Annotated in this window: 7 protein-coding genes and 1 pseudogene; 1 reads left to right on the top strand and 7 read right to left on the bottom strand. The window is 64.9% G+C overall.

Features of this window, described 5'->3' with window-relative positions; translation table 11 throughout:
- A pseudogene (locus FV234_RS27020) lies at positions 1–859 on the bottom strand (hypothetical protein); the annotation flags it as partial.
- Between the two features lie 629 nt (positions 860–1,488).
- Between FV234_RS27020 and FV234_RS25025 the strand changes: the two are divergent.
- Positions 1,489–2,013 (top strand): helix-turn-helix domain-containing protein, encoded by a 525-nt coding sequence (locus tag FV234_RS25025; RefSeq protein ID WP_147832344.1) that lies wholly within the window; start codon positions 1,489–1,491, stop codon positions 2,011–2,013.
- A gap of 232 nt (positions 2,014–2,245) precedes the next feature.
- Here the strand turns inward: FV234_RS25025 and FV234_RS25020 are convergent, their stop codons facing one another.
- From FV234_RS25020 to FV234_RS24995, 6 genes are all read right to left on the bottom strand, one after another.
- The gene (locus FV234_RS25020) at positions 2,246–2,509 is read right to left on the bottom strand and encodes a hypothetical protein (protein WP_147832343.1); all 264 of its coding nucleotides are present in this window, start codon (positions 2,507–2,509) and stop codon (positions 2,246–2,248) included.
- Positions 2,506–2,928 (bottom strand): DUF5681 domain-containing protein, encoded by a 423-nt coding sequence (locus FV234_RS25015; protein WP_147832342.1) that lies wholly within the window; start codon positions 2,926–2,928, stop codon positions 2,506–2,508. Before FV234_RS25015 ends, FV234_RS25020 begins: the two co-directional genes overlap by 4 nt.
- Positions 2,929–3,019: 91 nt before the next feature.
- Positions 3,020–3,226, bottom strand: coding sequence for a hypothetical protein (locus FV234_RS25010; protein ID WP_147832341.1), 207 nt, complete (start codon positions 3,224–3,226; stop codon positions 3,020–3,022).
- Positions 3,223–4,008, bottom strand: a complete 786-nt coding sequence (locus tag FV234_RS25005) for a phosphoadenosine phosphosulfate reductase family protein (RefSeq protein WP_147832340.1) — start codon at positions 4,006–4,008, stop codon at positions 3,223–3,225. Before FV234_RS25005 ends, FV234_RS25010 begins: the two co-directional genes overlap by 4 nt.
- Positions 4,005–4,184 carry a hypothetical protein gene (locus FV234_RS25000; protein ID WP_147832339.1) on the bottom strand — a complete coding sequence of 60 codons (180 nt, stop codon included), beginning with the start codon at positions 4,182–4,184 and terminating at the stop codon, positions 4,005–4,007. The genes FV234_RS25005 and FV234_RS25000 overlap by 4 nt, the downstream gene beginning before the upstream one ends.
- A gap of 20 nt (positions 4,185–4,204) precedes the next feature.
- The gene (locus FV234_RS24995; RefSeq protein WP_147832338.1) at positions 4,205–5,692 is read right to left on the bottom strand and encodes a hypothetical protein; all 1,488 of its coding nucleotides are present in this window, start codon (positions 5,690–5,692) and stop codon (positions 4,205–4,207) included.
- Positions 5,693–5,719: the final 27 nt, after the last annotated feature.

Raw genomic sequence — 5,719 nt, 5'->3', positions numbered from 1 at the left:
AACCTGTCCCGCCGCCGTTGCCGCCGAGGCCGCCGCCGCCGCCGCCGATGCCGCCACCTGAGCCGTTCCCCCCGGTTGCCTGGTTCGACGCCAAACCGACACCCGTCAGGGTTAGATTGCCGGTCGAGCTCACGAAGATCGCGCCGCCGAGACCGCTACCTCCGCCGCCACGGCCCGACCCGCCGCCGTTGCCGCCGCGCGCGTTCGCGTTGGTGATGGTCAGGTTCTCGATTGTAGCGTTGGTAGTGGCACCGCCGAGTTGCCCGGCATCGCCGACGAAGAACATACGGTAGCCGGTTGTCGCACTCGTGGAGCCCCCGCTCACGGTGATGTTGTTGGTGCCGCCGTCGATCACGGTGTTGTTGCCGAGGATCAGCGGTAGTTCGCTCGCAAGCGTGATCGTCTGGTTCGCGATGCCGAACGTGATGGTCGTGCCCGGGTTGGCGTTGGCGTAGACGATGGCGTCGCGGAGCGAGGCATTTGCGCCGCCCAGGGTATCCGCGTTGGTGGTGACGACGCAGGCCGTGCCAGTGCATGCGGCCTGAGCGGTTCCGATCACTGCCGTTCCGATGCCGGCAAGCGCGGCCGCGACGGCTAGACGCCGTCGCCCGATCCGCGCTGCCGGGCGCACCTTGCGCACCCGCGCCGAGCGCAGGGAGTTCAGCCGCTCCAGCAACGAGGCCGGGGCCTCCACCGCGAGGGTCAGCAGGCGGGCGATGCGCTCGCGGATGAGGGACGCTGAGGCAGCCAGATGCAGCACGGTCGGCCGCTCAGTGGACCGGATCGAGATCCCCACCAGCGCCGTCGAGGCCACGTACGCCCGATGCAGCGCCCGCCCGTTCGATGTCCGCTGTGCCATGTGCCTACCCCTACGCAATCGGATCACGGCCTCTTCGGCCTGTTGTCCTAGGCTTTAGCGGTTCGGCTAGATTTGTAATTGGCCATGCGTCCCAAACTGCGGGAGGGCGTTATTTCCGGCGTGACAGCGACTAATTTACAACGTTGCAATCACGGCTGCGTGATTTGCAGGGGTTCAGCCGCCTCAGTTATGCCGTGACTCTAGACCGAGATGGATAAGCCAACGGCTGCATGCACGCATAAGTTGAATGGATGAACTAATCTGCGAAGGGCTATCGAGCAAAGCGTAGAGGCATTCGTACCATCAAGAAGGATGCTTCGGTTCACCATGGGCCGATGCCGAGTATGAAGATCGAGCGCAGCCTGGATCATCGTCCTCGGCTATAGGTACTGACGGACCATCCTTGGCAGCGTGGACCTGCTACCATCGAATGATCGACCGTGACTGACTTTTACAAGCGCTTGGTGCCATAGCAACCCAAGGGGTTCACATCGTCGGAAACCTGCTACCAGCAGCGATCAGGATGAAGGTCTCGTCCATTGCACTGAGCAAAAAGCTGCTTGCAGAGAGAGAACTATTCGAAGCATGATCTGGACGTACCAGCAGAAATTTAGGATCTGCGGATCACCATGCCGCGATTGACACGCATCAGCGAGTATTCCAGAAATCCCCTTCCGTGGCCGGCGAACTTTGATGTGATAGTCTGCGACATGCCGGATAAGCCAAATTTTGCGTTTTTACATGGGAACGACGAACTGCTTACCGCGGTCATGGCGTTCATCGATAGCCATTTGGGAGATAGAAATTTAAATCCCAAGCTCATCCAAGGATACTTTGAGATTGGGCGATCGACCTTGTACAGAATCTTGGAACAATCAGGGGGTGTTAGAGAAATCATCCTCAGGCGCCGGCTCGATAAGTGCATAGAATTACTCTCTGCCGACATAACAGCGTTTGGCGACCTTAAGAAAATTGCCAAGGAAGCTGGATTTTCGTCACAACACCACTTCAGTCGGACGTTTGCAGCACGATACGGCGTCCCGCCCCAGAAATTTCGCGTCCTGGCGCGTGAGCAAGCGAAACGCCGGGAGGCAGCGCAACGTCGCAAGGTGACGAAGGCTGCAGGCGCGCCTCGTAACCCGGCAGTTGGATAGACGACGGCGCAGTTAGCCTCGAAGGAGCCTCCATCGAGTCGAGGGCATCAGTGCTCCGTGACGTGACGTGCCGCCCACTCGTCGGCCGTCAGTTCAGGTCCGGTAACGCACAGCACGCCGTTGGTGACGATGCCGAGACCATCGGCGACCCATGCCTGCCAGTCCTCGACGTGGATGTCAGGCCCGTCGCCTGATGGGCGGTTGCTGCGGGAGCGCCGACACCAGCCCGCCTTCAGTTCATCCGGCCGGCGGCACGCTCCTCGGCGACATAGCCGATGTACCAATCAAGCTGTTCGGCGAGGTGATGGTCTTCGAGGCTGGGCGAGGCCCGGAACGCCTCGGCGGCGGCGTTGACCGATGGGAAGCCGAAGCACACCACGGCAAGCCCCTGGTTGATCTCATCGTTCAACTCCTCCTCGGATAAGCGGTCGAAGCGGTTGGCGTGCCGTTGCTTCTCGATCTTGCGCAGGCGGAGGTCGATCACGCGGGAGGTCATTGCTGCATTCCTTCCTCAAGGCGCGCGAGGCGCTGGTGCAGGTCCGTGACCTCGATGGCTCGGACGTGGGCGTCCACAGCCTTGCCGATGTCGGCGGCCTCGGACGGGGTTAGCTCGCCGGCAGCGATGGCTTGCAGGAGCGCGTGCGTGGCCTTCGGTAGGTCGGCAGTGGTGTCGATCGCCGGCAGGTCGAACTGGACGTGGCGGTCCTTCCGGACCGGTGCGAGGCGATCCATGCAGAGGCGCAGCGCCGGGCCGTCGCCGTCCAAGGCGAGTTCGATGGCCTTCCGGGTCAGGGTCTCGGCCTCGCCCTCTAGCAGAGCCTCCATCGCCAGCGTCGTGCGGTGGCGAGCGCCCTTAGGCCGCCCCGCTGGGTTGCCAGGGTTGTCCTCGCCGAAGGGTCTACCCCTCGCTGTCATCGCTTCACCTCAAGGTCGCCCGCGGTAAAAACCGCGGGAATACCGCGGCGCGTCGGCCGAACGGACTGAATATAGCAACGGCTAAGAGTTTTCACGATGCGGGCTCCGATGGCGCACCCATTGGTGCGAGGGCCAGCGTCTCGGCGCTCTCAGCGAAGGCGTAGAGCGCAGCGACCGCGGCCTGCTTACGCACGTCCGTCGAACCCGGTGCAGTCTCCATCGTGATTGCAGTGGTGCGAGCGGCGTGGATGGCAGCGCGAAGGCCGGCGTTGTAGGCGGCGCGTTCGGTGGGCGTCATGCTCGAATTTCCCTCTGGGCTAGGCCCGTGCCGTTGATGACGTTCAGTGCCTCGGTTGCCTTGGCGGCAGCGGCGGCGAGCGTGTAGCGGGCTGCGTTGCGAGCGAAGGCGGCATCGTCGGGATAGAGGCGATCTAGGAGGCGCAGCTTCTCGGCCGAGAGGTTGGCCGGGCAGCGAACGCACTCGATGCTCGTTGGGCACTCGGCATGGTGCGGATGCAGGCGGATACCTTGCTCGGCGACGAAGGTCCGCACCTCCGCGTCGGTCCACGTCCACAACGGCATGGCGACCTCGACGTGCGCGGGGAACGCGCTGGCGAGACCGGCGACAGTGCCGCCCTTATCGGCGCTGCGCTGTCCAATCAGCAGAGGGCAGGGGCCGCGAACGCTTTCCATGAAGGTGATGGCCGGTTGCAGCCGGTGGACGGCACAGCATGCGAGCCATGGCTGCACCTTCGGCTCGCGCCAGGCGACGGTCGCAAGGTTCTCGACGGCGATCAGGTCGGCCGGGATGCCCCACTCCTGCCAGTTCTCGATCATGGGCCGATCCGGGTGCAACTCGATCACCTCGAAGTCGGCGCGGTGGCTCAGGACGTGATCGCGCATGAAAGGCGCGGCGGCGCCCGTGTTCATCCAAAGGAGGGTGAGGCGGTCGCGCCAGGGTCGGCAGAGATGGGCGAGGGCAGCGGAGTCCTTGCCGCCGCTGAAGGCCAGGAAGACCCGGTCGTGCCGGTCGAAGATGCCGGCGATGGCTTGGCGGGTGGTGGAGATGTGGACACTCATGCCTGCGTCCTTTGGATGTTGCCGACAGTCTGAGGGGAGGCGCCGGCTCGACGGGTGAGCGCCGCGGCAATGGCGAGGGTCTGAGATCCCCCGGCGGTCATTTCCGAGGAGTAGCGGACCGCGCGGGCTTCGATGGCGCGGACGGCAGCGATGAGGCGGTCGTGGGTCGAAGGCATGGGGTCTCCTTGGCCAAGCATCAGAGCGCGGCGTGCCGCTCGGCCGGGCGGCGGCTGTAGGCGGGCGGCGGGAAGCGGTGGGCCGGAGCTGCGCGGCGGAGCCAGGCGCGGACGACGAGGCCAGGGTCGCAGTCGATGGCGCGATGCCAGTGCGGCGCCGCAGATCGGGCTGGCTGGCGATCGGCGGCCGGCGACGCGCTCGGCTCGGCAGTCTCTTCGATATGGAAGCTGGACAAAGGCCCAAGGCGGCTTTCCAGCCATGCCCGCGGGTCGGGGACGACGGCGGGGTCGTAGGCTCCCGTCCGCCATTTCTGCCGAGCGCCCGGCCGCTGGTAGCGAAACGCCACACGGGGACATTTCCCTATATAAGAGTCTTCCTTATAGGGATTTGTCCCCGTGTGGCCCGGTTCGGCTTCGCGGCGCTGGCGCCACTTTTTAGCGATCTCGGTGTTCGGCCAGACACCCGGCCAAGCTGCCGTCATGTCGGCAGGACTATTGAGGCAGATCCCCTCAACCTGCATCTCGGTCTCCTCGCCTGCGGGGTTCCAAGCCTCAGCAACATCGACCGTCAGGGGCAGGACGACGTTGGCGATGATGTCGATGTCGAGTGGGTCGGCGGCGGTCCGGTTGACGCCGCGCGCCCGGCCGATCGCCTGCATCAGCTCGCCTTCGCAGATCTGCCAGCGACAGGCGTCCGCGATCGGATCGGGGTGGGTCTCGCATTCGAGGCCGACCGGCTTCCCGTCTCGGGTGCGCAAGCCGCGGACCGGCTTCGGATACCATTCGCCCGCCGGGATCAGGTCGGCCTCTCGGCCTGTCACGGCACCGGCCAGCGCCTCGACCGCGACCGGCGAGGGCAGGGTGCGACCGACGACGATAAGCCCGCGGACGGCGCGGTACTGGTCCAGGCCGGCGACGTTGTTGAAATGCTCGGTCGCGATCCCGTCCGGGAGGCCGTTCGTCCGAAGCCATTCCGAGACGGCTTTCTGCGCGATCACGAGGATGGGCGCGCGGCCGAGGTCGATGAACCGGCGCAGGATCTCGTATCGCACGGCGCGTATGTTGCGGCCTGCGCTGCCGTCCTCGCCGAGGGCGAGCTTCCGAGCTGCAACCGGCGCGTCGATCACCTGGCGCACGCGGACGTGCGGCATGGTCGCTTCAATGGCGGGGGCAGCCTCGATCTGCGGATAGAACGCCCGCAGGATGTCCAGGCTGGGCAACGTGGCATCAAGCAACAGCGTCGGCGCCTGCCACTGCTTCGCGATGGCCCGGAGGCTTCGCGCCTTGGCGACAAGCACCTTGCCGTCGTCATCTTCTCGGGTGTCGATGTAGAGCCGCCCCGAGACCCCAACCGTGTCGTCGTAGAGAAGCCCGCGGGCGGCGTTCCAGAGCGCAATGAAGGCTTGGGTGTTGATTTCCGCTGAGAGTTGACCCGGCGGAGCCGGAAGTTTCCATCGAGAAGTGACCCGTGTCTGAACCCACCCCTGGCTTTTTGGTCGGGGGGTCATGGAGTGATCGACATGGCGTTATTGAGT

Origin of the sequence: Methylobacterium sp. WL8 (genome assembly GCF_008040045.1) — a bacterium.
Classification (GTDB): domain Bacteria; phylum Pseudomonadota; class Alphaproteobacteria; order Rhizobiales; family Beijerinckiaceae; genus Methylobacterium; species Methylobacterium cerastii.
Note: the sequence above shows the minus strand (reverse complement) of the source record. Positions and strands in the feature narration are given on the sequence as shown.

Bases quoted from the DNA above. Each gene is read 5' to 3' on its own strand.
- FV234_RS25025 (WP_147832344.1), top strand. From the start codon at position 1,489: ATGCCGCGATTGACACGCATCAGCGAGTATTCCAGAAATCCCCTTCCG.
- FV234_RS25020 (WP_147832343.1), bottom strand. From the start codon at position 2,509: ATGACCTCCCGCGTGATCGACCTCCGCCTGCGCAAGATCGAGAAGCAA.
- FV234_RS25015 (WP_147832342.1), bottom strand. From the start codon at position 2,928: ATGACAGCGAGGGGTAGACCCTTCGGCGAGGACAACCCTGGCAACCCA.
- FV234_RS25010 (WP_147832341.1), bottom strand. From the start codon at position 3,226: ATGACGCCCACCGAACGCGCCGCCTACAACGCCGGCCTTCGCGCTGCC.
- FV234_RS25005 (WP_147832340.1), bottom strand. From the start codon at position 4,008: ATGAGTGTCCACATCTCCACCACCCGCCAAGCCATCGCCGGCATCTTC.
- FV234_RS25000 (WP_147832339.1), bottom strand. From the start codon at position 4,184: ATGCCTTCGACCCACGACCGCCTCATCGCTGCCGTCCGCGCCATCGAA.
- FV234_RS24995 (WP_147832338.1), bottom strand. From the start codon at position 5,692: ATGACCCCCCGACCAAAAAGCCAGGGGTGGGTTCAGACACGGGTCACT.